2 protein-coding genes are annotated in these 1740 nt (G+C 66.8%); both read left to right on the forward strand.

Features of this window, described 5'->3' with window-relative positions; all coding sequences use genetic code 11:
• Positions 1-813: hypothetical protein (locus AC1DT2_RS22510; RefSeq protein ID WP_477298862.1), on the forward strand; the 813-nt coding region annotated here is incomplete at its 5' end.
• Between the two features lie 20 nt (positions 814-833).
• Complete coding sequence (locus AC1DT2_RS22515; protein ID WP_477298864.1) at positions 834-1562, forward strand: class I SAM-dependent methyltransferase; 729 nt, start codon at positions 834-836, stop codon at positions 1560-1562.
• Positions 1563-1740 lie beyond the last annotated feature (178 nt).

A 1740-nucleotide genomic window follows, 5' to 3' on the forward strand; every position in this document is an offset into this window, starting at 1 on the left:
ACACGATTGTTTGCCCTGCGCGCGCTCCAGGCCCGCCAGGCCGTCGACCTCGGCGCGGAAGAAACGCCCGTGCTCGACGCATGGATCGACGTGCAGCTGACCTGGGCGGGCTGGTTGCTCGGTGGTGGCGCGTCCGCGCGACAGGCCGAAGCCGAAGCCCTGTGCGATCGTCTCGCGGCCATCGGGCCGGAGGCGATGACGCGCGCCCCGCGTCGGCGAGCGGAGGTCTTCCTCCAGCGAGCGGAAGGCGCGAAAGGCGCGGCACGCCTCGCCAGCCTGGACCGCGCGCAGGCCCTGCTCGAAGAAGCTCACACGCGCGACGGCGAGGCCGAAACCGCGCTCCTGCTCGCGCGCTGTGCGCGACTGCGCGCCATGGCGCTACCACCCGCCGATGCCGTCGACGCCTGCACGCTGGCGCTCACCCACGCCTTTCTCGCCGAGCAACATCCCGCCTGGCGAATGGACGCGCTCGAATGTCGCCTCGCTATCCAGCTGACCTACGAATCGTTACCTGGCCGCGCTATCCAGGGCGAAGTTGCCGCATCGCTGGGACGCGAACTCGCATCCATGGAGGCCGATTCCGTCGGTGCACGCACCGCCATGGCGGCGACGCGCCTGCGCGAAGGCGATTTCGCCGGCGCCAGCGCACTGTGCGAGGCAGCATGGCGCAGCGGTGGTGGCGACAGCCATCTGCTCAACCTCTGGCGCGACACGTGTCGCGGCTGGACCCAGACAGCCGACACCACCGGCCATGACCGCCATGCGCTCGCCCAGGCCGTGCGCCAGCTGGCGATCGCACGCGCCACTCTCTAGAACAGGAAGGCACTACACCCATGAATTCCCCGCATCCCCCCAACGGCGCGTCTTCCCCGTTCTGGACCACGCGCTATGGCATTACCGCGGCAGTCGCCACCGACAACGTCGTCGCGCGTTCACTCCAGCTCTATGGCGAATGGGCCGAGCACGAGACCAACCTGCTCAGCGGGCTCATCGAAGAGGGGCAGACCATCCTCGAGTTCGGCGGCGATTTCGCTGCACATGCGCTGTGGATGGCTCACGCCGTCGGTCCCCTTGGACAGGTGCATGTCGTGGAACCGCGCCGCATACGATTCCAACAGCTGTGCGCGAACGTGGCGCTCAACCAGCTCGACAATGTTTTCACGCATCCGGCCTGGCTGGGTCGCAGCACGGGGCTGCACTCGTTTGGCGCGAAAGAGTCCGTTCGCGCGATCACGATCGACAGCCTGCAACTGGAATCGGTACACCTGATGAAGTTCAACCTCGCCGACACGCTCGTGGACGCGCTTGCCGGAGCCACGGAGACCCTGCGCGAGCACCGTCCCCTGCTCTACGTACGCCTGTCCGGGATGGACCAGGCGGCGGCGGAAATCGCGTCGATCAAGGCCCTCGGTTACCGTGTGTGGTCGCACGTACCCTATCTGTACAACAGCGATAACCACGCCGGCATCGAAAACAACATCTTCCCCGGCATCGTCCACCAGAACGCGATCGCCGCTCCGGCGGACGGCCACTTCGAGTTCGGCGACAGGCTCGAGCTCTGAATCGGGCCCAACAAAAAGCCCCGCAATGCGGGGCTTTTCATCTCACGCTGGAAAGGCAATTAAGCCTTCTTGCGCGGGGCCGCCTTCTTGGCGGCAGCGGCGGCCGGCTTGGCAGCAGCCGGCTTTGCAACGGCTGCACCGGTGACGACGTCAACGTGCGGACGAGCGTTGCCATAGC

This window comes from Luteibacter sp. P4_E6 (assembly GCF_056401535.1).

Bases quoted from the DNA above. Each gene is read 5' to 3' on its own strand.
- AC1DT2_RS22515 (WP_477298864.1), top strand. From the start codon at position 834: ATGAATTCCCCGCATCCCCCCAACGGCGCGTCTTCCCCGTTCTGGACC.